The sequence below is a fragment of the Vibrio sp. St2 genome (assembly GCF_947311885.1).
GTDB classification, from domain to species: Bacteria; Pseudomonadota; Gammaproteobacteria; order Enterobacterales; family Vibrionaceae; genus Vibrio; species Vibrio coralliilyticus.
Genome location: NZ_CAMZNA010000002.1, coordinates 1,004,531 through 1,029,634, shown reverse-complemented (window position 1 = coordinate 1,029,634; position 25,104 = coordinate 1,004,531). Strand labels below are relative to the sequence as shown.

Here is a 25,104-nt window from a genome sequence, read left to right as displayed (position 1 = left end):
AAAATGCAGATGATACAAATAATAAGGAAGTTGGCTATGAACCTGCACACATGCACGATAGTGCTAAAAGATAATCTCACCCTTACGTATGACAACGTCGAACAAAGCCTCAGCGTCATTGAACAACATGGTCAGTCAGGTATCAATAATATATTGATTGATGCGACTGATGGTCAGACCATTCGCTCCTACCATAATCTATCGATTGAGGAGTCAATTGAAAGCCTGATGGACTTGTAATACACAACTTCACTTCAGGAACATTCATTCAATCAGACAAAGAAGTGGACGTATCCTTCATTCATTGATTCAATTTATGTAAACAGTGAACTGGAAGGATACATAAAGCATGAAATTGCTGCTGGTTGAAGATGACGCAGAGATTGCTGAGTTCATACATAAAGGCTTAACAGAACAAGGCCATTCTCTTTGTCACGAACCTGATGCGAAAACGGGACTCGTTCGCGCCGCGAGCGAGTCTTTCGACGTTATCATTTTTGACCGCATGCTTCCCAGCATGGATGGTATCGACGCGATACGCGTACTCAGGCAAAGCCAAGTTCACTCCCCCATTCTCATCCTCACCGCCAAAGACAGTATTGGTGACCGAGTCGCGGGCCTTGAAGCCGGTGCCGATGACTACATGGTCAAGCCTTTTGCCTTCGAAGAATTAAACGCGCGAGTCAAAGCTTTAGCGAGGCGCCAACCAGTCAGTCAAGCCTCCACTCAGTTAACCGCCGGCCCACTCACGCTCGATAAGCTCAGTCGCAAAGTGACTCATTCAGGCACAGAAGTAGACCTGTTGCCCCGTGAATACCAAATTCTGGAATTGCTGATGGTTAATCAAGGTGAGTTGGTAACCCGAACCATGCTGCTGGAGCAGGTTTGGGGCTTTCAGTTTGACCCCAATACCAGTCTGGTTCAGACCCACGTAAGTCGCCTGAGAAACAAAGTCGATAAAGCCTTCAATACGGAACTTATCAAAACGGTGCGCGGGGCTGGCTATGTCCTCTCGTTCTAATACCAACCCAACCACACTTTGGCGTTCGTCCATTTTTAAATATACGCTGATTTCCTCTGCGCTGTTTTTTGTGTCGGCGTTGATTTTGTTAGGGGTGGTTGGCGGAACCTTCCTGTACAACACCAATCAGATCGACAAGCAAGAACAACGCGACACGTTCCATTGGCTGGCGGAAGAAATCAGTGACAATGGCATAGACGGGCTAATCGAAGAGTTGGGGCTGGAAATCGAGGAAATCAACGAACCTGACTTTTGGCACAACCGGATGGAACGTAATCTTTACGTGATGTACCTTAAATACGGCGACCAAAGTTACGGTTTTGAACCTCTCCACCAAGCGCTTCCGGGTTGGAACTGGCAGCCTCTTGAGATCACTCACTATGACGAAGAGGATCAGCCATACGAAGAAACGTATCAGGTCAGAACTTTGCGCCAAGATCTCGACCAAGAAGTCACACTGATCGTTGCCACCAGCGAGAGTTACGATTACCAATCCATCTTCAACACACTGTCGAGTGGGTTGCTCTGGGTCTGCCTGACCGCTCTGCCTCTGTCTGTCCTGATTGCCTACCTGTTGAGCCGCAAAGTGTATCAGCGTCTTGATCTATTGTCGGACGAATTAGAGTCCATCGGCGCCACCAATCTTAGCCAACGTGTTCCTTTATCCATCCATGCCGATGAGTTTGATCGTCTTTCAGAAAACATCAACCAGATGCTAGAAAGGATCGAAAACCTCCACACCAATATCGAAGACGTGACAGTAGGTATCGCCCATGACTTAAAAACACCGCTTACCCGATTGGCCAATCAGCTCCAACTAATGGCAATGGATAATGACCACTCAGAGCAACACATCGAGAAGGCTCAAGCTCAAGTCGCAGAAATGCTAAAAACATTTAACAGCTTGCTACGTCTGAGCGAAATTGAATCGGGCAAACGTAAAGCGCATTTCACCCCCATCAATTTGTCCGAGCTTGTTGAGGATCTGGTGGAGAGTTATCAGCCTGTCTTTGAAGATCATCACTTACAGCTCACCAGTGCTATCGTGCCCGGAATAATGCTTTCTGGGGATAACGAACTGCTGAACCAGATGATCATTAATCTGTTTGAAAACAACCTCAAGTACAGCCAAGAAAATGGCCAGATATGGGTGCACTTACAGCCTTCTGAATCGGGTTTAACTCTGCAACTGGGAGACGATGGCCCGGGTATCGCCTCTCAGCACCAAGCAAGAATTTTCGAACGCTTCTACACCGCCGACACCAGCCGAAGTAACGCCAGCAATGGTCTCGGGTTGAGCTTAGTTCAGAGTATCGCTCATCTTCATGGCGCCTCAGTTACTTTGTTACCCGACACTCAAGGGACAGTGTTTAATATTCAGTTTTTCACTAACCATACAAATTTGTAAGGTTAGCTGCCCTGATATGTAAACCGCGCTAGCACGCCAGATACATATACTCCTTTCAAGCCTTATGGAAAGGAGTATTGGCCATGCCATTGAATTACAAGTTATCGGTAATACTGTTACTGAACGTATTGCTGACGGCTGCTTGTCAGAGCTCAGAGGATGAACAAGCAAACGAGGGCGCGCTATCAACGAACACCCATCAAAACTGGCATTGCCAGAATTCCGATACCTCGCACCAAGTGCGTTTTCTGAATCAATCAACGTTTGGCGCAAACCGCACCGAAGTGGCCCGTTTATGCCAGCTTGGGCAGTCGCAGTGGTTCCTAAATCAGCTCGATGAGCGCCCAAGTTATCTGATGCCCTATGTTCAGACTGAACTGGCACAAGCCGACCGAGAGTCAGAAGACGAGTTGAGCGCTTTTGTGTTTGAATCGCCTACGTTTGGTTTCTGGACGAATGCGATTGCAGGCAATGATCAGCTTCGACAGCGCATGGCCTTTGCGCTGTCTGAGATTTTTGTCATTTCGACGAAAGGGGGCGAGGTGCTGGCTGAAACGCCAACCGCAATTGCCCGCTATCAGGATTTGCTGATTAAACACGCTTTCGGCAACTATCGAACGCTATTGGACGACATAACCTATTCCGCCACCATGGGCTACTACTTAACGTATATAGGCAGCAAAAAAGCAGACCCAGCAACGGGGAGAGTACCAGACGAAAACTACGCTCGTGAGCTATTGCAACTGTTCAGTATTGGCGTCACCTTACTCAATCAGGATGGGACGCAAAAAACTGACAGTCAGGGAAAGCCTGTTGAAGCCTACAACAATCAGGATATTACCGGCCTAGCCAAAGTGTTTACGGGCTTTGACCTCGACGTGCCAGCGACACTGGATGAAGATGAACGCCACGATGCATGGATGGACGCAGCGCTCAAACCAATGATCATTCGCAAAAGGGAGCACTCTCAGGTAGAAAAACACTTTCTCGGTAAGACCCTCGCGGCCAATACTCCCGCCAGACAAACGATTCAGCAAGCACTCGATCATATCTTCGCTCACCCAAATGTCGCACCATTTTTCAGTACTCAACTGATCAAAAGATTGACCTCCAGTAACCCGTCCCCTGCTTACGTTAAGCGGGTTGCCGACAGCTTTGATGCGGGTTGGTACACCTTACCCAATGGGCAAGTTGTCGGCACTCGGCAACGTGGCGACTTAGGAGCAACGTTGGCGGCTATCTTATTTGACCCTGAAACACGCCAAGATCCTGCTTCTCAATATGGCAAACTGAGGGAGCCCATACTCACTTTCACGCAATGGGCACGCGCTTTCGAGATAAGAAAAGTCACTCCTCAATTTAAGCTCGATCTCTGGTCAACCGACAGCGCAGACGCGCTCTCTCAACACCCCTATCGTTCGCCTTCGGTATTTAACTATTTCCGCCCCGGCTACGTACCTCCGGGCAGTCACAGTGCCGATATGGGCTTAACCGCTCCTGAAATGCAGCTAATTAATGCCTCTAGCCTTCCCGGTTACAGCAATTTTCTCACTCATTTTATTTTCAACAATATGGTGGAGGAAGATATTGACGACGCACAGGCTGAGCTGGCTGAAGAAGGCAAAAGAGTCAGCCGCTCACAAGTAAAACAGAGCTTTCACGCTCGCTATCAATACGAGTATCAACTTGCTCGCCACCCCGACAAACTGGTCCAACACTTAGACCTGCTTCTGACTGGTAACCGCCTGTCGACCGATACTAAGCGCTCTATTACCACCAGCATCAACGAACTCGACCCAAACGAGGATCGCTTACTGCGAGTCCAGCTTGCCATCCTGATGGTCATGACGTCACCGGACTACCTATTTCAGTACTGAGGAGTAACGGATTATGAACCGTAGAAAATTCTTAAAAGGCGGTATAGCAGCAGCGACTATGACCCCATGTATGGCTTCATTTGCTGGGCTGCTGTCGTCACTAAACAGCTCAGTGGCAAAAGCTGACACGCCCAGCGAGTACAAAGCCTTGGTGTGTCTGTTCCTCTACGGGGGAATGGATAACCACGATACGGTGATTCCTTACGACGCACCAAACTACGAGCGATGGGCCAAAGTGCGCCGGCCTTTACTGAACAGCAAAACGAAACGTGCCAGAGAAGATCTTAAGCGACTCAGCGGTACTGAAGGCCAGCAGCAATATGCGCTCCCCCCAGAATTATCCGGTATCCACTCGCTATACGAGCAAGGACACGCCGCAGTGATTGCCAACGTAGGCCCTTTAATTCGGCCAACCAATGCCAGCAACTATGACAGCGTTCCAAACATTCAACCCGCTCGGCTGTTTTCTCACAATGACCAGCAATCTACATGGATGTCGGGGCTTCCAGAAGGTGCTCGCTACGGATGGGGAGGCCGCCTTAGTGATGCTCTGGCCCGAAGTGGTCACTCGCCAGACACGCCATTCAATAACATTTCAACTGGGTCTGGTGAGCTGTTGTTAACCGGGGCCCGCAGCTACCCCTACCGAGTAGAGGGTGGGCAAGCAAGGCAACCTTACATACTGGAAGAAGCCGATGGCGAACTGAGAAGTCACCTTCTGCGACATTTTCGTTCCTCCCATTATGTTTCATCAAACCCCATTCAACAGGATCTAGCTCGTAAAATGACGCAGTCCTTTGATGCTAACCAAAGCTACAACCGTGCCACTGGCGGTGTCCGCATTGCGACTAAATTCCCTGATACAGAGCTGGGCAGTCAGCTTTGGAGCGTTGCCAATACGATGGCTGCGCGGCGTCAACTGGGTGTGGCGCGCCAGATATTTTCGATAGATTTGGGGGGCTTTGATACTCACTCCAATCAAGCGACAACCCTGCCACAGTTACAACAGCAAATGAGTGCAGCGATCACCTCATTTTATTCCGCACTGCGAGAGCTCGGGCTAGAGAATCAAGTCACCCTATTTACGGCCTCAGATTTTGGTCGAACCTTGGCCGTCAATGACGATGGCACGGACCACGGCTGGGGCGGCCATCACTTTGTGATTGGTGGCGCGGTGCAAGGTCGTCAAATCATCGGGGCTATGCCACCCCCAACGTTCGGACATAACCAAGATGCGGGCAACGGCAGGCTAATTCCAACGACTTCCGTTGACCAGTACGCTGCGGCGCTCGGAAGTTGGTTGGGAGCATCGGACAGTGCGCTATCAGAGATTTTCCCTAACCTGAAAAACTTTACTAAGATTAACGGCTTATTTAAGAGTTAAAGTGCCCAATAAAGGTCATTTGAGCAAGACAGCCCTGCTGTTTTGGGCTGTCTTGCAATTCAAACTTCCAGCCATAACTCTGGCAGATACGGTTAACAATCAACAACCCTAAACCGTGATCTGTTTCAGGCTTATCACTCAAGCCCGACCCAGTATCGGTCACTTTTATCGAGTGTGAATCAACGGCAACGCTAATCTCACCCTGCTCGGTAAACCTCAGCGCGTTTTCAATCAGGTTTTTTAAGACCATATTCAAGACACTCATCGGAAGGTTTATCTGGCATCCGGTTGCAACCTCCAGAGTCAGCTCGACGCCCGGTTGCAGTTTTTGGCGATAACGCTCCATCACAATATCTTTCTCAACCACATCGAAATATTGATCGTTGCGATTGGCGTTTTCCTGCTTAACGATGTTAAGCAGCACTTCCACCGTTTCCTGCATTCCAGTTGCCGCTTTCAGAATACGCTCTCGCTGCTTCGCTTGAAAATCGGTATCGGATTTCATGTTTTGCAGGTTTGCTGCGCCAAGCACCACTGAAATGGGTGTTTTTAATTCATGACTGGCGTATTTGGCGAACATCAGTTCCTGCTTTGCTAAGCGCTCTTTCTTTTGTTTGTAACCGTTAAGATGGCGAGTCAGTTGCTTGATTTCATCAATCGCCTGATCTGGTACATCAAAATCTTGATCCTTTTTCTCTGCTAATTGCTCAGACAACATCGAGATGGGCGACATCAACCCAGCAAATACTCGTTTCAGAGATGCTTTCAGCACTAAAAGTAAAAAAACCATCAGCAGCATTGAGATACCCATCAGCGTATCCCAGTTATCATCGCCAAAGTCGAGGGCAAAAGAATCAATAGCAAGATAGGTCGGAATTACCGCCCCTTGATATTCAAACTCAAAGTAAAAAGCGACGTAACCGTGAAGGTCATAGGAATCTAATAGATAGTCGGGAATATTCGGCTTGATATCACGCTTGATTTCATTGATATGATAATCGCGTTTAACCTGATTCTGCGCGAAAGGCTTCATTCTTTTCACCGCGTCACTCAGATAGCTTTCTCCATAATAGGCAATCACATGTTTGCTGAGGTAGGACATAGGCACCTGTTCCAGCTGATAGTGCTTTATCGCCACTTGCTGAAAAGAGCGGAGGTGATCTTCAAGCTGTTCTTCTTCTTGCAGTACCAAACCAATCGAGAAAGCAAAAAAGACCAAAAACGATGTGGTCAGCGCAATCGCTGAAAAGTGAATCATCAAGCGGAATTTCACACTCTCAATCGAATTTCCGTGACGCTTTTGGCGCCATTTATTTCTCCAAGTCATTGTGCCACCAACTTAAACCCAAACTTAGGTACGGTGACCAACATCGGGTAGTCAAACGGTTTATCCAGTACATTTCTCAGTAGATAGATATGACTGCGCAGAATATCTTTGTCTGGCGCGTCTTCTCCCCACAATTGCTGAATCAGCGAATCACGAGATACCACTTCTCCTTTGGCTTTCACCAGCATCAGCAAGATTTGATAGGTTGCGGGAGTCAGGTCAAGCTCGGTGCCAAGACGGGTCACTCGATGGGTCTTTTCTTCAATCGACAAATCGCCGTAATTTAGGCGTGTACGGGTAACATTGCCTTTATAACGTTTGATCAACGATATCAACCGGACTTCCAACTCTGGAAACTGAAATGGTTTACTGACGAAGTCATCGACTCCAGATTCAAATCCAGCCAGCAAGTCTTGCTGCCCATTGAGTGCGGTCAGCATCAAAATTGGCGTAGTGATTCCATTCTCTCTCAACTCTTTAGCAACTTGCATCCCGTCTTTTTTCGGCATCATCACATCAAGAATAATCGCGTCAAATTCATGCTTTAACGCAAGATTAAGCCCTAACAAGCCGTTACTGGCAAAATCGACTTCAGCTCCTTTCACTTCAAGAAAATCAGCCAGAATCCCCTGCAACTCCTCGTTATCTTCGACGACCAGAATTCGACTACCTACTAACATATCCAGCTCCGATGATGGTGTTTCATTCATGGTGAAATCGCTCTTGTCGAAAAAATGTCAAATTGAGTGTGAAAGAGAATCTTAGTGCTGTCGAATACATTTCGACAAAAAGTCGACATCCCCAAATTCAGACTTTCTGTCATAGAACACGGGGAGACCACCATGAACATAAAACTTTCGATTCTCGCCATCGCAGGCATTCTCATTACCGGACCCGCTCTCGCCATTGAGTTGATTGGTCAGGTGCAAAGCAAACACAGACAAAGCATCGTTGCTGAAGTCGACGGTGTGGTGGAGTCTGCACTGCTCGAACCGGGTGACTTAATTGGCAAAAATCAGGTTCTAGCCAGAATCAAAGTGCAGGATTTTCGCTTTGAAGTAGCCAAAAAGAAAGCCAGCCTAGAGTTAGCCCAAGCCAATCTGCAACTGACCAAAGCCACGTTTGAACGTTATCAGGAGCTGGTCAGCAAAAAGAGCCTATCTGCCAACGAGTTGGATATCGCCAAAGCGGAATACCTCAATGCCAGAGCTAATGTCGATCTGGCTAAGATCGAGCTAGAAGAAGCGGAACAAGACCTGAGTGACACCAAAATAACGTCAAACATTGAAGGTTTTGTCGTCAGCCGTAGCGCGGAATCTGGTGATTGGGTCAGTCAGGGCGACCTACTCTATCAACTGGTCAATATTGATACCCTGACCATACGCCTGCTTGCCAGTGAGCACGATATGAAGGAGCTCAATGTCGGACAACCCATTGAACTCTGGACCGAAACAGCGCCAGACAACCGTATTCAATCCACCATTAAACGCATCGGGGTGGAAATGGATACCGAAACCCGCGCCTATCCGATTGAAATTGAAGTCGACAATCCGGGTTTCCACCTCAAGCCAGGCATGTCTGTCTACGCAACGACTTCACTTCCATCAAACTCAATCAGCGCTAACGCGCAAGATTAAGATCGGGAGGAACAATGGAATCACTGATTGCTTACTTTGCCACGCGCCATTTTTTAGCCCGCATCATTACCATCATGGTGATGCTGGCCGGAGCCGCTTCTCTCTATACTCTTAAACTTCAAGAGTACCCTGATATCGCTTTTGACTCAGCGGACATAGAAACCTTTTACCCAGGCTCCACCGCTCAGGATGTTGAGCTCAACATTACCAACCCGATAGAAAAAGAACTGCGTAGTGTTGAAGGTATCAAGTATTTTTCCTCCCAGTCGACGGATGGTGTGTCGGCGATAGAAGTAGAATTCTTACCCGGCGAAGACGCTGCTCGCATTCTGCGCGACATTCAGCAGGCAGTCGACCGAGTTGAAGGGTTACCGGAAGACATCACCAATCCTCCGGTCGTCACTCAGATGCAAACATCCTCACTCGACATATTGCGCTTTGGTGTAGGATTATCGAACCCAGAAGACGATGAGGCGCAGCTACAGAATTACGCTTACCAGCTAGAAAAAAGCCTCAACAATGTGTCCGGCGTTGGTAAAGTGACGATGTTTGGCTATAACGAGCGTGAGTTCTGGGTTCAGATTGATCCTGAAAAAGCCAGTCGCTATCAGGTGACGTTTGACGATCTCAGTCAGGCAGTAGAGCTGCACAACCTGTCCCAATCCGGTGGTGTGGTGGAGTCTTGGAGTCGAGAGCAAAAAATCGTCACCATGACGCAAGTACAAACCGCGCAAGACATCAGCGATATCGTAGTCAAAAGCCTCAGCAACGGCACCATAGTCAAAGTTGGGGATGTCGCTACTGTGGTCGATACCTTTGCCAAAGCCACGCAGAAAGGTGCAGTCAACGGCTCAGATGCGATTATTTTCTCCGTCACCAACAGCAGCAATGCCGACATCATTGCCACGGTTGAAAACGTCAAGGCACTGCTCAAGAAAGAGCAAACGCGTCTTAACGGTCAGTTCCAGTTCGAGATCAGTGAGAACATTGCCGATGACATGAACGATAAATTTTCGATTGTCGCCACCAATGGCGGGATCGGGCTGGTGCTGGTTTTACTCGTCTTAAGCCTGATTCTTAAGCGTCAAATTGCGTTCTGGGTGTCGGTGTCGATTCCATTCTGTGTGTTTGGCGTGATGATGGTGTTGCCTGTCATCGGTCTTAACTTAGACAGCATCACATTGGCTGCACTGCTGTTGGTTGTCGGCATTATTGTCGATGACTCCGTCGTGGTGGCAGAAAGTATTTACCAGGAAAGAGAAAAAGGGAAAAAAGGCGTCGAGGCCGCAATCTCAGGCACCAAAAAGGTAATGAAGCCCATCATTGCCAGCTTAACCACAACCGCTCTGGTCTTTATCCCGATGGCCTTTATCCCCGGCGTGATGGGTAAAGCGGTCTTGGTGATTCCAATCACCGTGATTGCAGCGCTGCTGTTTTCCATGGCGGAATGTACCTTTACGCTGCCCGCGCATTTATCTGGCTCATTAGAAAGTAAAGAAGGCAACGACAAACCTGACCGCTTCGCCGCAATTAGCGTATTTTACACCGTACTTCTCACACGTTGTCTGAAATTCAAGAAAACGGTCTTGCTTGTGGCCATTGTATGCTGTGTTGGCTCACTGGGGTTAATCAGCACCTTGAAGCTCGATATTTTCCCTTCGGAATCAGCGAAATACATCGAGATTTATACAGAAATCGAACCAGGTACTCCTCTCGACAAAGTGCGTGAAGCCCACAGCGCCGTTGAGCAAGCCATCACTTCTCTGCCTGACAGCGAACTGGTTTCCTGGGATATGACCTACGAAACACCAGTCAGTGAAGGCGTTGTCACACTGACCAGCTATGATCAGCGCGAGCGCAGTGCAGCTCAGATCATTGAAGATCTCAATCATCAGTTGGAAATGAAGAAAAAGGGCTTGTTCGTTAAGTTCTCTATTGATGCAGGCGGACCACCTCCGGGAGAGCCGGTCGAAATCCGTGTTCTTGGCGGAACCACCAGTGAACGTGATCAGGCCGTCGAACTGGTCAGCCAATGGTTAGAACAGCAAAACGGCGTTGCAGACATCACCAATAATGAAGCACTCAAAGATCCGCAGCTAAACATTGTGCCGCAATACGACTGGCTCGCGACCTACAATCTGACCGTGTCTGACTTAGCCAACACACTGCGTCTAGCGTTTGATGGTGATAGCGTGACATCAACCTGGCTTGGCGATCAGGAAGTCGACATCCGACTTTTACTTGATGCTCCATATCGAGATATCGAAAAGTTGAGTACGACCAAAATCTACACCTCGGATGGTGACCGAGTTCCACTCAGCCGATTGGCGACGGTTGAGCAGATTGAGGCACCGCGATTGATCAAGCACTACAATGGTGAACGTGAAGTCACGGTCACTGCGCAAATCACCAGTGACGACGTCAGCCCAGTCGCGCTCTCGAATCAGCTTTTGAGTGACCTCAGTGGCAAATACGCGTCGAGCATCACAATTGATGTCGGTGGTGAAGCGGAAAGCACCAACGAAACCATGAGTGGCTTTGTTGTCGCCTTCCCTGCGGCGATTGTCGCGATCTATTTCGTCTTAGCGATCATGTTCAATTCACTGCTACAGCCATTGTTGGTGATGTCGGTGATCCCCTTTGCCGTCGTTGCAGCATTAATGGCGTTGGTGGTTCACCTGCAACCCCTGTCTATGTTTGCTTTGATCGGAGTACTGGGCATGACAGGCGTCGTGGTTAACAACTCGTTGGTTCTGGTTAACCGCATCAACGAACTCAGAGCAGAAGGGCTTGCGGCCCTCAGTGCAGTGGTTGAAGCATCAGTGAGTCGACTTCGCCCGATTTTGCTCACCTCCATCACCACGGTAGCTGGCCTATTACCATTAGCATATGGGCTGGGCGGAACCGATGTTTATATGGGACCAATGTCACTCACGCTCGGCTATGGCTTGTTGTTCTCGTTGCCCGTGGTATTGATTGTTGTTCCAGTGCTCTACGCGTTATGTTTCGCTCGAAAGCAAACCCTCGCAGAATAATGAGATAACCAAGAAAAATAGCTAAGAATAAGGCTCACTTTGACCACTGCCATGGGGCTCAGACTGAATATTTTTAGCTGAGCTAATCTCAAAGTGAGCCGCTTTACACATCAAACAAAGTCATTCAAAAATTTCGAATGTCTCCCTCGAAGAGAGTGGATTTTTTCTCGCCTCCGTTAAACCTAAACTCAGTTGCAACAGACACAAAGGCTCGATTGAATCCAGCCTGACTAGACAGAGAAACATGATTATGACGAATACACTTGTTCTTAAATCCAGCATTCTGGGCCCTCACTCTCAATCAAACCAGCTGATCGATCACGCTCTTGAAGGCAAATCGGGCATTATTGAGCGCGACCTAGCCGCAACACCGGTACCTGTGCTTGATATGAATGTCGCAACCGCTCTGCGCAGTGACGGCAATGACCTATCAGATGATCTTAAAGCGGTACTGGAACTATCTAACCAACTGATTGATGAGCTCAAAGCAGCGGATACCATTGTCATCGGTGCACCTATGTACAACTTCATGGTACCGACTCAGCTTAAAAACTGGTTCGACCTAATTGCTCGTGCTGGCGTGACCTTCTCTTACACTGAGACAGGCCCAGTTGGTTTAATCGAAAACAAGAAAGTAATCGTCGTGACTACTCGTGGTGGCTTGCACAAAGACTCGCCGCGTAACTCAATCGAAAGCTACTTGACGACAATGCTAGGTTTCATTGGTATTACTGATGTTGAGTTTGTCTACGCAGAAGCCCTGAACATGGGTGAAGATGCCGCAGCAGTAGCGCGTGAAGATGCACTAAAGCAGTTGGCTGAATTGGTTTAACCCGATTTAGTAAAGCCCTCGGTACACCGAGGGCTTTTTGTTTATTCATCTAATGGCAAATCCGCCATTTGTTGTAATGAGTACGCGGTAATTGGGTCAATGTCTTTCACCAACTCCTCCACCTGCTCAATCGCTTCAACCGAAGAGCTCGCCTTGCGGTAACTTAAGTAGATGGGTCGGTGCCAGTCCTCAACACCCACCACTTTAAACAGCTGCCCACTGGCAATAAACGGTTCCACTAGTGATGCAGGTAAGTAAGCACTTCCTCCCTTTTCAAGAATGAAGTCCATTGCAATGCGTGCAGTCGAGGTTCTCAAATAAGGTGCTGGAATTTTCGGATGTCGCTCAGCATGTTCAGACGCAAACTTGGTTCCCCAATCAACATAAGCATACTTATCTTCAAATACGCTCTCTAGCGTATGCTCTTCTGTTGAAACCAGAACCAAAACGATATCGGCAACCTTTTTACAGTGCAGTTCGTCCGCTTTAATCTGATCAAACGCGAACGCCATATCCAGCGTTCTCTCCTGCAAGCTGCGATTAAGCGCTTCTCGCCCCATCACTTCAGCCATAAAGCCGTAACCACCAAACGAATCCGTCACAATACTCAGGCAGTTTTGTAAATAGGCATCCCAAACATTTGGCGTTCCACCCATCGTCAGTTGTAATGCTTTACCACTTTCCAAAGACAGCTCCAACTTTGCTTGTTGAAGGGTGGCCACCATGACTTCGGCGTAACTCACTAAACGTTCACCAGATGACGTCAGTTTGATGTTGTTCCTGTCACGAATAAACAACTGGGTATCAAAATAGCTCTCCAGTTGCTTAATTCGCGCACTCACCGCTGCCTGAGTGATGTATAGGTTCTCCGCCGCACGCCCGAAGTGACGCACATTGGCCAGTTCTAAAAATGTTTTGAAGACTTTGACGTCCATCGATATACCTCAGTAAAGAGCATTAAAGGATAACAATAATGGATTTCACTTATTTTCCCGTTAAACAAACTGTTATCTAACCTTCATAAAAGTGTTTAATTAGGACGATAAAAAGGTTTTGTTTTTCTTTTGTTAAATTTACGCCTACTTTTCGTTTTAGTTCAACCAAGTAGGTTTATAGAGGCTACCAAAATGTCTGACACTCTATTTCGTCACGGCAAAAAACGTTTTTATGACAACACCAAATTCCCACGTGGCTTTGCCAAGTCCGGGGATTTTACGCTTGCAGAAGAGGAAATCCTAACGCTTTATGGGGATACGATGCAGGGTTTGGAAATGCGAATACTCGAGCCAGAAAATGCCGAGGAAAAGCACTTTATTAAGGTGATAGAAAACCCAGGTAAAGCGAAATCAAAACTGGAGCGAGTCTGGCTGAAGTATGTGCAGTTAGCGCGTGGCCGTAAGCGTTTTCACACTCTTAATGGTCGCAATAAGCCAGATACCATTGAAGATTACTCTGAAGATGTCAGCCTAGCCGAAGAAGATTAGCCATAACGACATAGCCCCGAACCAAGGGGCTTTCATATCGCTAATGCATTACTTCGCTAGGGTCGCGACTTTCTTCAGGAAGGTGTCACGCAGATGCTCCTGATCGTACTCCAGATGATAGGTATTGTGGAAACCGATCTTAAGCTCAACGCCGTTACCACGTAGATACACACTGTATCCGTCGTAGTCCGAGAAGGCTTCTACCCCTTCATACATCTTGCCGTATTCAGTCGGCGTTCCGTTCGCCATCACCGTCTCATACGCGTGAAGTATCTTGGTCGGGTCGAGTTCATTTTTCATCACTTACTCTCCGTGTTTATACCTCTTAAGTATGAGTAGCACGTCTCTTTTTCGCCATAACCAACTTTGAGCGAGGTCAAAAGTTAGGCAACTTTTCTTTCACTGTATGCCCCACAAAACATTCATCGCCCGCATGAACAGTTAGATGAATTATTTGTAATGTTCAGGTCAGAAGGGATTTAGGTGCGTCACGTAATCTTGTTTGGGTCAACACAACATCCCTTACAGATCGAGGATTACATTATGCTTAAATCATCCATTGCTTTCATTTGCCTTTCACTCACTATGATCACGCCAGCGATGGCAAGCGAGAGCCAAAGCGGCCCCGCCATCAGCGCGGTCGAAGCACTGCAACAAATCAAACGTGAACACCCAGCCAAATATGAGTACATCGCTTTAGCGGTCGATGAAAATGGTAAAGATCAATATGTTGCTCAGGTCGAAGAAACCAATCCACCACAATTGGTCAAACTCGACGGTCAAGGTGGTGCAAGCCAAGTCGTCGACACCAGCTCAGCCAAATACAACCTTTTGGACGTACTGATATTTGTTGAGAACAACTTTCGTGGACAGGTTGGCGAAGCATTTAAAGAATATCAGCCGGTCGGTGTCGTTTATCAAGTGATGCTGATGGACAAAGCTTACGCTGAGGAAGCAACGATGCTGCAAATCGACGGCAACACTCTCAAAGTCACCTCCATTTACCAAGAGTCCTTTGAAGAGATGGAAATGTATGACGAGGATGTCGAAATGCACAACATGGCAGAACTATAATTTAAGATTATCTCATCATCAGCGTATATTAAGTCGATGATATCTAACGCCCTGGCAATCGTCAGGGCAAGGCAGTGAGTGTATCCATAGATGAAACTATTACTCGTTGAAGACAATCAGGAGCAGGCCGACTTTTTGCGTCAGAGCTTTAACCAAAGCGGTCATCAGATAGACGTCGTCGAGAATGGCAAACTGGGCCTGATCAGCGTCATGCAGTCTGACTACGACGTCATCATCACCGACCGTATGATGCCGGAAGTTGATGGCTTACAAATGGTGAAAGCGATTCGTTCCAGTGGTAAAGAGACACCTATCCTAATCCTCAGCGCTTTAGACAGTGTCGAAGAACGTGTCAACGGGCTGCGCAACGGCTGCGACGATTATTTGGTCAAGCCGTTCGCCTTTTCAGAACTACTGGCTAGGGTTGAACTACTTGCCTTAAGAGCGAATAGCAACTCTGACAAAACCGATAGCCAGGTTTTAGTGATTGACGATTTGGAGTTGGATCTGTTGTCCCGTCAGGCAAAACGCGGCGACACTGTGATTAGCTTTAACAATCGCGAATTTCAGATCCTCCAGTACCTGATGAACAATGCAGGAAGAGTCATCACCAGAACGATGTTGCTGGAAAAAGTCTGGAGCTTCAGTTTTGACCCGCAAACCAATGTCATAGATGTTCATATCAGCCGTCTGAGAAAGAAAATCGACCTTGATGGCCACACTCCTCTTCTCCACACCGTGCGCGGCGCGGGCTACATTCTTCAGGTAAAAAACGATGTTCCTGAATGATCCATTTAAGAAATTTCTCTCACTTTATGGCGTTCTTGTGATGGCCGGAATTCTGATCATTCTGTTTGCCAAAAAAGAGCTCAGCAACTGGGTATTGGATGTGGGTGCCTACCCCTTACTGGAATCAGAAGCCAGAATGGTCGAAGACCTATGGTATGACGACGGGCAGTCTATCGTGCTCAAAGAGCTGGTTCGGCAAGAGAGCAACCCCCTGTTTTATTATCAGCTTGGTCCCAAAGTCAGTAATGAGCAACTCAGCAGCACGCTCGGTGAAGAGTTGATTCCAGAAGGTTGGGATGTTGCCAAAGGTGAAGCCTCTCTGCTCGATGATCTCGGTATGCTGCCAGATGATGAAGACGCCGACACGCTCTCATTATCGGATGTCCATTTTAGTATCACCTTCAGTGGCTTAGACGATGCTGAAGCCGAAAGGAAAATGATCGAACTGCTTCAAAGCGACCCTGAGATTGAGCAGCCAGAACTCGCTCACCCAATCAACAATGATACAACCATCATGCTACTGCTGCCTAACCAGTCGCAGTGGCAAGTCATGTATATCTCGCTGAATTTGGACTACTTTGACTCCTTTACCAACACGATCAATTTGCTGTTGATGAGCATAGGGGCTGTCCTGATTGTGGGTTATCTGATCACCATGCTGATGCTGCGTAACATCAAAGCGCGCCTTACCGACATCAATGCCACCAGCCACAAAATTCAGCAGACCAACAGTCTGAGTCAGCGGATTGAAATCAATCAACTCAGTGGGCCATTAGCAGAAACCAGCCAACAGATTAACTTGATGCTGGATAGCATTGAGGAGCAGGTCAACACCACTCGCGAGCAAGCAAATAACATTGCCCATGATTTACGCACTCCGATTACAGCGGTGTACAATAAAGTGCAAAGGTTAGCGGCTGAAAACCCTCAGTTGGTTGATTTGGAAGTCACACTAGGAAAACTGGTCCACACCTTTAATACGCTGCTGCGAATAAACCGTCTTGAGCGAGGTAGTGAAACACTAGACCTTCAGACCAATCATCTCAGTACCGTCATCAACAGTGTTCACGAGCTGTATGAACCGGTTATGGAAGAAAAACAACTCAACCTGACGCTAAACCTAGTGCATGATTTACAAGTCATGGCCAACGATGAGCTGCTGTTTCAGGTGTTGTGTAACCTGATCGATAACGCAGCAAAATTCTCCCCAATAGGAGGAGCGATTGAAATCAACACTTATGCCGACAATGATCACATCTTACTGACCATTGCCGATCAGGGTGGCGGTGTGGAAGCGCAAAGCTTAACTAAGCTCGGTCAGAAGTTCTTCAGGCAGGAAGCGAGCCGCTCAACAGAGGGCAATGGATTAGGGCTAAGTTTCGTCACCAGTGCCATAGAAAAGATGTCTGGCGACGTTAAGTTCAGTAACGCGACTCTCAACCACCAGCGTGGGCTGAGGGTGGAGGTTAAGTTGAAGAAATCTTAGTCAGAGATAAAAAAGGGAGCTTTAAACAGCTCCCTTTTCTATTACGCCCAGAACGTCATGGCGATGAAGGTAAGTGCGACAATACACGCGATATTGAGGATCAGGCCGACGCGCATCATTTCACTTTGCTGAACATGCCCGGAGCCAAACACAATGGCATTAGGCGGGGTGGCAACGGGCAACATAAAGGCACAAGATGCCGCCACGGCGATCAATACAGACAACACCACTGGCGATAATCCAAATGCTTCCGCTACGCTGGCAAATACAGGGATAAGCAGCGCCGCACTGGCGGTGTTACTGGCAAACTCGGTCAGGAAGACTACAAATACAGCGATCACCGCAACGATGAAGAAGATGCCTAGGTGTGAAATCAACTCACTCAAGCCGTTGGCTAAGAAAACGCTGGTACCAGTTGCCTTCAGTACGTTGCTCAGACAAATACCACCACCAAACAACAGTAATACGCCCCAGTCAGCCGTCTTCTCGATGTCTTTCCAGTGCACGACGCGGGCAAAGTTAACCGCGACAATCGCACCCAAAGCGACAACCGTATCGAACTTAGCATACCCGCCAATCAACGCATTGATTGGCTTACTGAAAATCCACAGGCAAACCGTTACAGCAAAAATACCCAAGGTGACAATTTTGCCTTTGTCCCAGTTTACTGGTTCATTGTTAAGTTCAAACTGACCTTTCAGGTCTGGCTTAAGCACCATAAACAACACAGCCACAGCGATAGGCAGCAAGATGATGGCAGTCGGCAGGCCAAAACTCATCCAGTCTGTAAAGCTCAGCCCCACTTCTGCTGCTGCAATGGCGTTTGGTGGGCTGCCAACGATGGTCGCAATTCCGCCGATACTGGCGCTGTAAGCGATCCCGAGCAGGACAAACACATAAGTTTTGTGGCCACTTTCGGAATTCACTTTGCTCAAGACACCTAGCACTAACGGCAACATCATCGCAGTGGTCGCGGTATTACTGATCCACATTGACAGCGCAGCAGTCACGCCGAACAGCATAAACACCGCGACACTCATCTTTCCTTTAGCGATGAGCAACACTTTATCGGCTATGACTTTATCTAGCCCCTGACGGTGCATCGCTGCAGCCAATGCAAAGCCACCAAGAAACAGAAAGATGATGGAATTGGCAAAATTATTTAGGGCCGTTTGAGTATCAAACACACCAAACAAAACGGCCATAACAGGCACCAAAATAGCGGTAACGGTTACGTGTAGTGCTTCAGTGAGCCAGAGAATGGCGATAAACGTTAACATGCTCAGACCAAGAACGACCTGAGGTTCGAAGGGCAGTGTAAAGTAGAGGGTCGCGAATAAGGCGACATTGGCAAGAACAATCAGGCTATTGCGGTTTAACAGCCACTCCCGAGTGTTTGTGGGCAATGGAACACTATCATTTCTATTCATTATTATATTTCCTCATGAGGGCCAGATGGCAATGCAAATGGTCCCACATAAGCTCATGAGGAAATATTTTTCATTTCGAAATTGTTAACCATATCAAAAACGAGGTTAACCCTGTTAAAACAATGAAATAACTGGAGTTTTATTTATAACCAATTTGTCTATTACGCAATCAACTCATCAAAACTTTGCATGACTTGAGGGCATTTCATTACCCGCCCATGGCCTTGTCCCTGAGTCGCGACCAAGGTGACATTTTCCATGTCCTGTGCCGCTTTCTGCGATACAGAGAACTTAGTAAATTTATCCCCTTCGTCATGCACTATGATGGTTTTCGACTGGCGTAATTTCAGTTTGTTGTATGGGTCAATCGACTGAATCGGGTAGCGGTATTGCTCCTCCACTTCAGAGACTACCGCACTAAACAAACGCATTGAGTAGCCTGAGCGAGCGACGCTGCCAAACAGGTTATCAAGGTAATCCAATACCGGAGCGATAAGCAGTAATGGCTTGTCGACCAGTTTCTGATGGTGGCACTCAATCGCTGAAGCAGTTCCCATACTGTGGCCCACTAAACCTGCCACTTCATCAACGCTATCAAGAATTGCCTCCAAACCATGCACAAACGCCGGAATATGTCCGTATAAACCGCCACTTTCACCATGTCCGGGATGATCGTACGCCAGTGCAGTATAGCCCTGTGAAGCGATATGCTCCATCAAAGGGAAGAACTGGCTCGCTGTACCAGACCAACCATGAGTGAGCACCCAAACCGGGCCTTGACCGAGTTGATAAGTCTTAAGTGGCCCTTCTTGAGATTGAACTTCGCCCATGACTAAGCCTTCCGGTTGAGCATTCTTTGGTTTCGTTCTCGCTGGCGTCAACAGCAATTTGCGAGCCGTCTGCTTTGCGTGACTCGGTGCCAGCGTGTGATGCAAGCGTGTCGTCAGGTTAACTAACCTCTTCTTAACACTGAACTTGTTCGAGGTATTAAAATAAATCTTCTCACTCATGGTCGTTATCCTTTTCGGGTTCGCCTCACTAAAAAGCGAACGACCGTGCTATTTTTAGTTAATTTATTGGCCGAGCCCAGTTCATGTTCAGACTAGTGGCTCAGCCTGCTAATGCTTACTTCCAGCTTGTCATCATGCGTTCAACGCCTTGCCAGAAATGTTGGTAACTCTCGTGCTCTCCGTGAATCGAATAGAACAAGTGAGCACTTAAATACAAGCCATACAACTCAAAGGTGGCCTGTTTCGGGTCAAGATCTTGGCGAAACTCACCATTTTCTACCCCTTTTGCGACCTGAATTCTCAAGTACTCGACCCAAGTCGCGATGGTTTTTTTCAAAGCTTGTTGCGTTGGGTTCGCTTCTGGATTGGTCTCTTTCCATGCATCCAAAAACATGCAACTGCCCTGAAATGAATGATTCCAACCAAGCCAATTATCCAGCAGAGTACGAATCTTCTGCTCCTGACGAAGGGCGCTGCTTTGCTCTCTCGCTGGTGCAATCACCCGTTGGGTAAAAATCAGGTTTGCATACTCCAAAACCGCGATCTGTAAGTTATCTTTGGAGTTAAAATGAGCAAACAAACCACTTTTCGACATACCGCATTGCTTGGCCAACTCACCGATCGTAAGGCTTTCCAGCCCGTTCTCGCTCGCCAATTCAAATGCCTTACTCAGGATATTGTCTCGGGTTACTTTACCTTTGCTCATCATACTCTCACTTATTCACTCTTTTTATTTTTAGCACGTTCGTACTTTTTTTCAATCTATAAATGTCTCGATAGTCAGGAATCCAGCCGATAAGTGTAACAATTGTAAGGCCTCGACCCGACTCGCAGAATTGGCTCAATATCCAAGGAAACGCCCGAGTAGTTTGACCTGACACCGCTTATCGGCATCCCAAAACTGTTAGCGTAAGCGCAAATTATTCCTTATCCATATTGCGATGAAAAAAGATAAAATTCACAGTATTGAGCTGGGTCGTGTTATTGCTATTTTTGCGATTCTCGCGATGCACTGTCAGATGTTCCTCACCTATTGGCAATATCAAGGCACGCCTTGGTTTGGCTACATTTTTAACCAGACGACGCGCTTCGCTGTGCCACTGTTTTTCCTCATAGCCGGTTACCTGATTCAACCTAAGCTCAGTGCCGCACCAATAGAAACGCTCAAGCGCTACATAACACCATTATTTAGAATTTTTGTAGTCTGGAGTCTGATATGCCTGCTGATGCCATTCAACTTCGGTGTTTTATTCGAGCATGGCTACCTAGCTGAAAGACAAGGCTATTGGCACTTTCTGGCACAAAACCCGATAAACTCGCTGATGGAAGGAGGCTTGGTGCACTTGTGGTTCTTACCTGCCTTAATGCTGGCGGCAACCCTGTGTGCGTTCTTCATTCATAAAGACATGCTTGGCTGGATGCTTCCTGTCGCCGCTTTGCTCTACTTATATGGCACGCTTGCAGGCAGCTACCAACTGGTCACTGAGATGTGGGCGCCCTTTTTTACTCGCAACGGCCCGTTTTTCAGTACATTGTTGTTTACTATAGGTTTACTCATTCGCCAGCAAAACCTTTCTGTCACTGCCAGACAAGCCTTGCTCATCGCACTTTCGGGTATGGTGATTCATTTCGGTGAAGCTTATTGGCTATCAGGATTAGGCCATACGTTTAACGAGAACGACTACCTGTTCGGCACTCTACTCTGGAGCCTCGGCTGCTTTCTCTGGTTACTCGCCAAACCAGAACTAGGCAAAGGTTGGGCGATAACATCGCTGTCAAAATATGTGCTGGCAATTTACGTATCGCATCTTCCAATGATTATTTTGATGATGAATATCACCGGGATGACAGGCATGACTGGGGCAAGCAAAGATGCGGCAGTGTTGATCGGGACTGTTTTCTTAACCTTAACTTTCGTCACCACAATGAGCAAAACACCTCTCAGGCGCTGGCTATTCCGCTAACAAAATCGCCTCCATAATGGAGGCGTTTTTGTTTAATCAGGGTTTTCTGGCCAAGTCTCGAGCCAGAATCAAAGTAAGGCCAAAGACTTGCAAAAACAAACCGATATTTTTGTACCAAGCGATTTTCTCATTCAAAGCCGCCATCACTTCGGTAATGGTAAGATTCTTCAGATAATAATCATCAATCTGATTGCGATAACCCTGCTGAGCCTGATTAATCTGCATCATTAATGGACTCAGATTTTCACGACTGATCAGCGGAACAGTTCCACCTAGCCAAGCACTCAGTTGGCCTTGAAGCGCGGTTTGTAACGCATCATCGATCTTATCGTCACCGACCTGATTCAAGTGCAGCAAAATAGCCTCGCGTTTGCGCTCCAAGGTTTCGACACTGCTCCAGGCGAGCTGAATCGAATAGATATTTTCGTCTTTCTGCTCTGCCAGAGTCGCAATCTGAGCACTCAACCTATCCAACACAACACTCGACATGACAATCGCGAGAATATTGAGGACTAGGCCAACCAGTACCAGAGACCAAGCGGGCGGAACTTTGAAAGGCATTACCATAATTTTCCAAAAGGCAGATAAACAAGGTTAAGGACAATAAGCACCGCCATAACCAGAAAGGTCAACTTCATACCGGTAATTCGACCTTTGAGCTTCTCAGCTAATACCGACTTAGCGTGCATGAGTCGGCCAATGATAAATACAACCCCAGCCAGATGGATCATCCAAGGACTGGCACCGTTAAATTCAACCATCGCCATTAAGAACAAAGTGATTGGGATATAGTCCATCGCATTGCCCTGAGCACTGCGAGCGACCTGAAGGGCATTCACTCCACCATCTGCATAGGCAACTTTAGCACTACGACGCTGTTTGATTACCTGTATCGACAGCCATATCATCAGTGCGGCTAATATCGACGCGTAAAGCGCTGTAATCATAAGTATTTCTCCTTGTTACTCTGATTATTGTAGAGAATAATTTCAGAAGTTATGGAGAAAATCTTTGACGTACAACGACTCCTCAAAAGAAACTCCAAGAAATAAGATACTCTTTTATTGCTTCCGTCAGTGAGTCCGCTTCCAAAGCATGCAAAAACTCTAACTATGTTTCTCTTCAGTGAGTTGACGCTCTTTAACTCTCCCAATTGCATATATATCGTATAGAAAACGATAAAAATCATTGCGTCAGTGTACTTGGGAAATGTATGAACCAGCTATTAGAACATCAAAAACCACATCTATCCTCTTGGTGCCGACTTTTCGGCCTTAGTGGTATAGGTATATTTGTCTTTTTTGCACCCATCACCATAGGTGGCTTACAGAGCATTCCGATCGACCACATCGTGAAGATTGCGCAAAACCAACTAGGAGCCAATACCTCATGGTATGCGTTGTTGATGATAACTCTAGGTGCCTTGTACCCACTATTTAACTCGGGCTGGAGAAACAATCGCACCGAGCAAATTTTTCTAATATTAAAGTGGATTGGAGTGATCGCTGGATTTTTAGCAGTCACAAAAATTGGGCCTACACAATTTCAATCTCCAGACATGCTTCCCTTTTTATTTGAGAAGTTAGTTATTCCTGTCAGTCTCATCGTCCCAATTGGGTCTATATTTCTCGCTTTTCTGGTCAATTACGGAATGATGGAATCGATAGGCGCACTAATGCAAAAAGTCATGCAACCAATTTGGAGAACCCCTGGTCGCTCTGCAATTGATGCACTTGCCTCATTTGTTGGTAGCTACTCAATTGGACTGCTTATAACCAATCGAATGTACGTTTCTGGACATTATTCACTTCGCGAAGCAGCCATTATTGCTACAGGTTTTTCTACTGTTTCAGCCACTTTCATGCTTATTGTCGCAAAAGCCTTAAGTTTGATGGATATGTGGGCTACTTACTTTGCAGTAACTCTAATCATCACATTCTTAGTCACAGCCATAACAGCCAGGCTCCCTCCCCTATCAACGCTAAATAACGAAAAAAGCACCGAGATTCCAACTAATCGAACCCAAGTAACACTTAGATCTGCTTTAGAGGTTGGTTTGAAAGCAGCCGATGAAGCACCCAGTATTCGCGTAAGCATTATGACCAACCTTAAAGATGGCCTAATGATGACGCTTAACATTCTACCTTCCATTATGTCAGTGGGTTTTATTGGATTACTTGGAGCAAAATATACACCGATCTTTGACTGGATAGGTTTCACTCTTTATCCGTTTATTTGGGTATGGGGTATCGACAATAGTCAGGAGCTCGCCAGCGCAATTGCAGCGGGACTGGCAGAAATGTTTTTGCCTGCGTTGATAATGCAAGACACAGACCTAGTTTCTCGGTTTGTTACGGGAGTCGTAAGTGTTTCTTCTATCCTTTTTATGTCCGCATCTATCCCATGTATCCTATCGACAAAACTCCCTCTAAAAATTAGTCACCTGATTGTAACTTGGTTCTTAAGAACCGCTTTGAGCCTCACAATGGCTATCCCAACAGCATTGATCTTGTTTGGATAATGCGTTGGGCAGACTTAGCATGAAAAATGCCCCGGTTAATGATCCGGGGCATAGCGACAAACCAATTAACAACAATCAGTGCCGCAACCTGAGTTGGCAGTGCAATCTTCACCTTTACCTAGGAAAGTCTGCTCAGACAGGTAAAAGCCGGTAAATGCTTCTTCAAAGTCTTCTGCGACGGTTTTTTCTACCAAGCCAGACTCCAGAATCTTGTTCTGCCATGCTTGAACTTTTGGTAAACCTTCTAACATATCAAAGCAGGTACGTGACTTGATAATGTGCGCTCGGTGCAACAGCGGCAGCCAAGCCATATCCACATTACTCATCTGCTCGCCTTTAAAGAATGGCCCCGCTAACTGCTTCTCCGCCTTGGCAAACGCTTTTGCCAGCTTCTCGACACGTTCCGCCAAGGTCGCTTCATCCGCGCTGCGCATTGTACTGCACTGAACCAAATAGTGTTTTGACGCTAAATAGCTCCATGCACGATCCAATGCACGCTGCTCGTTTGTTACCCCTTGTTCAAGCGGGCCGAATTCATCTTCGATGTACTCAATAATCGCATCCGATTCAAACAGCGCCGTACCGTTTTCCGCTACCATAACCGGAACCTGACCATTAGGTGAGATATCAAGGAACCATTGCGGCTTGTTTTTCAGATCAATGTACTCAATCTCGTACGGGATCTTTTTCGCTTCCAGCGCGGCAGTCACACGTTGAACAAACGGACAAATTTTGAAGCTAACTACTTTAATCATCTTGTACACTCTCTTGTATCTTAAGAATCGATGCTTTTGCATCACATACACCCTTAAGACGAGGCTAAGA

Annotated in this window: 24 protein-coding genes; 14 read left to right on the top strand and 10 right to left on the bottom strand. The window is 47.1% G+C overall.

The genetic code is table 11. The annotated features are described in order from the left end of the window. The first annotated feature begins 36 nt into the window (after positions 1-36). From QMA41_RS11165 to QMA41_RS11145, 5 genes are all read left to right on the top strand, one after another. Positions 37-240 carry a hypothetical protein gene (locus QMA41_RS11165; protein WP_006960093.1) on the top strand — a complete coding sequence of 68 codons (204 nt, stop codon included), beginning with the start codon at positions 37-39 and terminating at the stop codon, positions 238-240. A 109-nt stretch (positions 241-349) separates the two neighbouring features. Next, positions 350-1,021: a response regulator transcription factor gene (locus tag QMA41_RS11160; RefSeq protein ID WP_006960092.1), complete on the top strand. Its 672-nt coding sequence runs from the start codon at positions 350-352 to the stop codon at positions 1,019-1,021. Next, positions 1,005-2,429, top strand: a complete 1,425-nt coding sequence (locus QMA41_RS11155; protein WP_281629665.1) for a HAMP domain-containing sensor histidine kinase — start codon at positions 1,005-1,007, stop codon at positions 2,427-2,429. The genes QMA41_RS11160 and QMA41_RS11155 overlap by 17 nt, the downstream gene beginning before the upstream one ends. Before the next feature lie 83 nt (positions 2,430-2,512). Continuing rightward, positions 2,513-4,306, top strand: coding sequence for a DUF1800 family protein (locus tag QMA41_RS11150; RefSeq protein ID WP_281629664.1), 1,794 nt, complete (start codon positions 2,513-2,515; stop codon positions 4,304-4,306). A gap of 13 nt (positions 4,307-4,319) precedes the next feature. Beyond that, a complete protein-coding gene (locus QMA41_RS11145) occupies positions 4,320-5,690 on the top strand; it encodes a DUF1501 domain-containing protein (protein WP_281629663.1) in 1,371 nt (456 codons plus the stop codon). On the opposite strand, the gene QMA41_RS11140 is transcribed toward QMA41_RS11145, so the two are convergent. Both QMA41_RS11140 and QMA41_RS11135 read right to left on the bottom strand, forming a co-directional pair. Then, a complete protein-coding gene (locus QMA41_RS11140; protein ID WP_281629662.1) occupies positions 5,680-7,017 on the bottom strand; it encodes a HAMP domain-containing sensor histidine kinase in 1,338 nt (445 codons plus the stop codon). The genes QMA41_RS11145 and QMA41_RS11140 overlap by 11 nt on opposite strands. Beyond that, positions 7,014-7,727 (bottom strand): response regulator transcription factor, encoded by a 714-nt coding sequence (locus QMA41_RS11135; protein ID WP_281629661.1) that lies wholly within the window; start codon positions 7,725-7,727, stop codon positions 7,014-7,016. Before QMA41_RS11135 ends, QMA41_RS11140 begins: the two co-directional genes overlap by 4 nt. 132 nt (positions 7,728-7,859) lie before the next feature. On the opposite strand from QMA41_RS11135, the gene QMA41_RS11130 reads away from it, so the two are divergent. From QMA41_RS11130 to QMA41_RS11120, 3 genes are all read left to right on the top strand, one after another. Then, the gene (locus QMA41_RS11130; RefSeq protein ID WP_043010914.1) at positions 7,860-8,654 is read left to right on the top strand and encodes an efflux RND transporter periplasmic adaptor subunit; all 795 of its coding nucleotides are present in this window, start codon (positions 7,860-7,862) and stop codon (positions 8,652-8,654) included. 14 nt (positions 8,655-8,668) lie between these two features. Next, positions 8,669-11,689 (top strand): efflux RND transporter permease subunit, encoded by a 3,021-nt coding sequence (locus tag QMA41_RS11125; RefSeq protein WP_281629660.1) that lies wholly within the window; start codon positions 8,669-8,671, stop codon positions 11,687-11,689. A gap of 250 nt (positions 11,690-11,939) precedes the next feature. After that, positions 11,940-12,521: an FMN-dependent NADH-azoreductase gene (locus QMA41_RS11120; RefSeq protein ID WP_281629659.1), complete on the top strand. Its 582-nt coding sequence runs from the start codon at positions 11,940-11,942 to the stop codon at positions 12,519-12,521. Positions 12,522-12,562: 41 nt separating this feature from the next. On the opposite strand, the gene QMA41_RS11115 is transcribed toward QMA41_RS11120, so the two are convergent. Beyond that, entirely contained in the window at positions 12,563-13,456 is an 894-nt protein-coding gene (locus QMA41_RS11115; protein ID WP_038157118.1) for a LysR family transcriptional regulator, read from the bottom strand. A gap of 192 nt (positions 13,457-13,648) precedes the next feature. On the opposite strand from QMA41_RS11115, the gene QMA41_RS11110 reads away from it, so the two are divergent. After that, positions 13,649-14,005, top strand: coding sequence for a DUF413 domain-containing protein (locus QMA41_RS11110; RefSeq protein ID WP_019277321.1), 357 nt, complete (start codon positions 13,649-13,651; stop codon positions 14,003-14,005). A 48-nt stretch (positions 14,006-14,053) separates the two neighbouring features. Here QMA41_RS11110 and QMA41_RS11105 read toward each other — a convergent pair whose 3' ends face one another. Beyond that, positions 14,054-14,305 (bottom strand): DUF3081 domain-containing protein, encoded by a 252-nt coding sequence (locus tag QMA41_RS11105; protein ID WP_019277322.1) that lies wholly within the window; start codon positions 14,303-14,305, stop codon positions 14,054-14,056. A 243-nt stretch (positions 14,306-14,548) separates the two neighbouring features. Here QMA41_RS11105 and QMA41_RS11100 point away from each other — a divergent pair, with 243 nt between their 5' ends. The 3 genes from QMA41_RS11100 to QMA41_RS11090 all read left to right on the top strand — a co-directional run bounded on the left by QMA41_RS11100 (position 14,549) and on the right by QMA41_RS11090 (position 17,354). Next, entirely contained in the window at positions 14,549-15,079 is a 531-nt protein-coding gene (locus tag QMA41_RS11100; RefSeq protein WP_281629658.1) for a hypothetical protein, read from the top strand. A 90-nt stretch (positions 15,080-15,169) separates the two neighbouring features. Then, a complete protein-coding gene (locus tag QMA41_RS11095; RefSeq protein WP_281629657.1) occupies positions 15,170-15,868 on the top strand; it encodes a response regulator transcription factor in 699 nt (232 codons plus the stop codon). Next, the gene (locus tag QMA41_RS11090) at positions 15,855-17,354 is read left to right on the top strand and encodes a HAMP domain-containing sensor histidine kinase (protein WP_281629656.1); all 1,500 of its coding nucleotides are present in this window, start codon (positions 15,855-15,857) and stop codon (positions 17,352-17,354) included. Before QMA41_RS11095 ends, QMA41_RS11090 begins: the two co-directional genes overlap by 14 nt. 41 nt (positions 17,355-17,395) lie before the next feature. Here QMA41_RS11090 and QMA41_RS11085 read toward each other — a convergent pair whose 3' ends face one another. From QMA41_RS11085 to QMA41_RS11075, 3 genes are all read right to left on the bottom strand, one after another. After that, positions 17,396-18,784, bottom strand: coding sequence for a DASS family sodium-coupled anion symporter (locus QMA41_RS11085; protein ID WP_006960071.1), 1,389 nt, complete (start codon positions 18,782-18,784; stop codon positions 17,396-17,398). Between the two features lie 161 nt (positions 18,785-18,945). Continuing rightward, positions 18,946-19,794 (bottom strand): alpha/beta hydrolase, encoded by an 849-nt coding sequence (locus tag QMA41_RS11080; protein ID WP_281629655.1) that lies wholly within the window; start codon positions 19,792-19,794, stop codon positions 18,946-18,948. A gap of 115 nt (positions 19,795-19,909) precedes the next feature. Next, entirely contained in the window at positions 19,910-20,500 is a 591-nt protein-coding gene (locus QMA41_RS11075) for a TetR/AcrR family transcriptional regulator (protein WP_021458559.1), read from the bottom strand. A 235-nt stretch (positions 20,501-20,735) separates the two neighbouring features. Between QMA41_RS11075 and QMA41_RS11070 the strand changes: the two genes are divergently transcribed. Next, a complete protein-coding gene (locus tag QMA41_RS11070) occupies positions 20,736-21,758 on the top strand; it encodes an acyltransferase family protein (protein ID WP_281629654.1) in 1,023 nt (340 codons plus the stop codon). Between the two features lie 36 nt (positions 21,759-21,794). Here the strand turns inward: QMA41_RS11070 and QMA41_RS11065 are convergent, their stop codons facing one another. Together QMA41_RS11065 and QMA41_RS11060 are read right to left on the bottom strand one after the other, a co-directional pair. Continuing rightward, positions 21,795-22,319 carry a hypothetical protein gene (locus tag QMA41_RS11065; protein WP_019277329.1) on the bottom strand — a complete coding sequence of 175 codons (525 nt, stop codon included), beginning with the start codon at positions 22,317-22,319 and terminating at the stop codon, positions 21,795-21,797. Then, positions 22,319-22,705, bottom strand: a complete 387-nt coding sequence (locus tag QMA41_RS11060) for an MAPEG family protein (protein WP_045986276.1) — start codon at positions 22,703-22,705, stop codon at positions 22,319-22,321. Before QMA41_RS11060 ends, QMA41_RS11065 begins: the two co-directional genes overlap by 1 nt. Before the next feature lie 266 nt (positions 22,706-22,971). Here QMA41_RS11060 and QMA41_RS11055 point away from each other — a divergent pair, with 266 nt between their 5' ends. After that, a complete protein-coding gene (locus tag QMA41_RS11055) occupies positions 22,972-24,279 on the top strand; it encodes a YjiH family protein (RefSeq protein ID WP_281629653.1) in 1,308 nt (435 codons plus the stop codon). A gap of 65 nt (positions 24,280-24,344) precedes the next feature. Here the strand turns inward: QMA41_RS11055 and QMA41_RS11050 are convergent, their stop codons facing one another. Continuing rightward, positions 24,345-25,034, bottom strand: coding sequence for a glutathione S-transferase family protein (locus QMA41_RS11050; RefSeq protein WP_171351723.1), 690 nt, complete (start codon positions 25,032-25,034; stop codon positions 24,345-24,347). Positions 25,035-25,104: the final 70 nt, after the last annotated feature.

Coding starts and splice junctions, on each gene's coding strand:
- QMA41_RS11050 (WP_171351723.1), bottom strand. CDS start 25,034: ATGATTAAAGTAGTTAGCTTCAAAATTTGTCCGTTTGTTCAACGTGTG.
- QMA41_RS11070 (WP_281629654.1), top strand. CDS start 20,736: ATGAAAAAAGATAAAATTCACAGTATTGAGCTGGGTCGTGTTATTGCT.
- QMA41_RS11165 (WP_006960093.1), top strand. CDS start 37: ATGAACCTGCACACATGCACGATAGTGCTAAAAGATAATCTCACCCTT.
- QMA41_RS11125 (WP_281629660.1), top strand. CDS start 8,669: ATGGAATCACTGATTGCTTACTTTGCCACGCGCCATTTTTTAGCCCGC.
- QMA41_RS11150 (WP_281629664.1), top strand. CDS start 2,513: ATGCCATTGAATTACAAGTTATCGGTAATACTGTTACTGAACGTATTG.
- QMA41_RS11080 (WP_281629655.1), bottom strand. CDS start 19,794: ATGAGTGAGAAGATTTATTTTAATACCTCGAACAAGTTCAGTGTTAAG.
- QMA41_RS11135 (WP_281629661.1), bottom strand. CDS start 7,727: ATGAATGAAACACCATCATCGGAGCTGGATATGTTAGTAGGTAGTCGA.
- QMA41_RS11090 (WP_281629656.1), top strand. CDS start 15,855: ATGTTCCTGAATGATCCATTTAAGAAATTTCTCTCACTTTATGGCGTT.
- QMA41_RS11155 (WP_281629665.1), top strand. CDS start 1,005: ATGTCCTCTCGTTCTAATACCAACCCAACCACACTTTGGCGTTCGTCC.
- QMA41_RS11065 (WP_019277329.1), bottom strand. CDS start 22,319: ATGCCTTTCAAAGTTCCGCCCGCTTGGTCTCTGGTACTGGTTGGCCTA.
- QMA41_RS11085 (WP_006960071.1), bottom strand. CDS start 18,784: ATGAATAGAAATGATAGTGTTCCATTGCCCACAAACACTCGGGAGTGG.
- QMA41_RS11140 (WP_281629662.1), bottom strand. CDS start 7,017: ATGACTTGGAGAAATAAATGGCGCCAAAAGCGTCACGGAAATTCGATT.
- QMA41_RS11115 (WP_038157118.1), bottom strand. CDS start 13,456: ATGGACGTCAAAGTCTTCAAAACATTTTTAGAACTGGCCAATGTGCGT.
- QMA41_RS11095 (WP_281629657.1), top strand. CDS start 15,170: ATGAAACTATTACTCGTTGAAGACAATCAGGAGCAGGCCGACTTTTTG.
- QMA41_RS11145 (WP_281629663.1), top strand. CDS start 4,320: ATGAACCGTAGAAAATTCTTAAAAGGCGGTATAGCAGCAGCGACTATG.
- QMA41_RS11105 (WP_019277322.1), bottom strand. CDS start 14,305: ATGAAAAATGAACTCGACCCGACCAAGATACTTCACGCGTATGAGACG.
- QMA41_RS11060 (WP_045986276.1), bottom strand. CDS start 22,705: ATGATTACAGCGCTTTACGCGTCGATATTAGCCGCACTGATGATATGG.
- QMA41_RS11055 (WP_281629653.1), top strand. CDS start 22,972: ATGAACCAGCTATTAGAACATCAAAAACCACATCTATCCTCTTGGTGC.
- QMA41_RS11120 (WP_281629659.1), top strand. CDS start 11,940: ATGACGAATACACTTGTTCTTAAATCCAGCATTCTGGGCCCTCACTCT.
- QMA41_RS11130 (WP_043010914.1), top strand. CDS start 7,860: ATGAACATAAAACTTTCGATTCTCGCCATCGCAGGCATTCTCATTACC.
- QMA41_RS11075 (WP_021458559.1), bottom strand. CDS start 20,500: ATGAGCAAAGGTAAAGTAACCCGAGACAATATCCTGAGTAAGGCATTT.
- QMA41_RS11110 (WP_019277321.1), top strand. CDS start 13,649: ATGTCTGACACTCTATTTCGTCACGGCAAAAAACGTTTTTATGACAAC.
- QMA41_RS11100 (WP_281629658.1), top strand. CDS start 14,549: ATGCTTAAATCATCCATTGCTTTCATTTGCCTTTCACTCACTATGATC.
- QMA41_RS11160 (WP_006960092.1), top strand. CDS start 350: ATGAAATTGCTGCTGGTTGAAGATGACGCAGAGATTGCTGAGTTCATA.